Origin of the sequence: Proteus sp. fly-1008 (assembly GCF_040140305.1) — a bacterium.
Classification (GTDB): domain Bacteria; phylum Pseudomonadota; class Gammaproteobacteria; order Enterobacterales; family Enterobacteriaceae; genus Proteus; species Proteus vulgaris_B.
In genome coordinates this window covers 1-761 of sequence record NZ_JBEEWH010000052.1, presented here as the reverse complement: position 1 = coordinate 761, position 761 = coordinate 1, and the positions used below count along the sequence as shown (strand labels likewise).

At 41.1% G+C, this 761-nt stretch carries 1 protein-coding gene; it reads right to left on the bottom strand.

Annotation, left to right across the window (positions count from 1 at the left end):
- Nucleotides 1–761: replicative DNA helicase (locus tag ABN256_RS19120; protein WP_349439939.1), on the bottom strand; the 761-nt coding region annotated here is incomplete at both ends.

Genomic DNA, 761 nt, shown 5'->3' with positions numbered 1-761 from the left:
TCAATAACGCCAGACTCTCTCAAATCAGCATTAACGGGGCGCTTATTGGTTCGTTGCTCTAAGTTACGGTTTAATTGTGCAAGTGCGACTACGGGGCATTTAAGCTCTTTTGCGAGATTCTTTAACCCTGTTGCAATCTCACCAACTGACTGATTCATGTTTTCAGGGTTGGTCATTTTCATTTTCTGCAAGTAGTCAACGATAATGACACCTAAACCACCCGTTTTTTTGTGCATCTTTCTAGCGTCAGCACGTATCTCATGAATGCTCATTGATGGTCGGTCATTGATATAAATCGGTGATTCTTGAATGTCAGCAAGCGCATGAGATAACTTAGCCCAAGCCTCGTCCATGTTGATCTTAGATTTATCTTCACCAAGTAAGTCTTGCTTGTTAACCCCTGCGTGATGAAATGAAATGCGTTCTGATATCTGCCATGAGGGCATTTCAAGACTATAAAACACAACGGGTTTCTTTTGCTTCAATCCAATCGCTTTTGAGATTGCTGTACTGAACATGGTTTTACCCATACCCGGACGGCCACCAATAACAATCAAATCAGTATTGTTAAATCCACCAAATGCCTTATCAATATCAGGTAAGCCAAACTGAGTTTTATATTTCCAGATATCGCCGTTGATCATCGATTCAAGAATATTTATCGACTCATTCACACCGTCCATGATGTGCTGTGTTTCAACAACACTACCTGTGTCCATTGATGAGATTGTGGATTGAACCTCACCGACAACATCAACAAG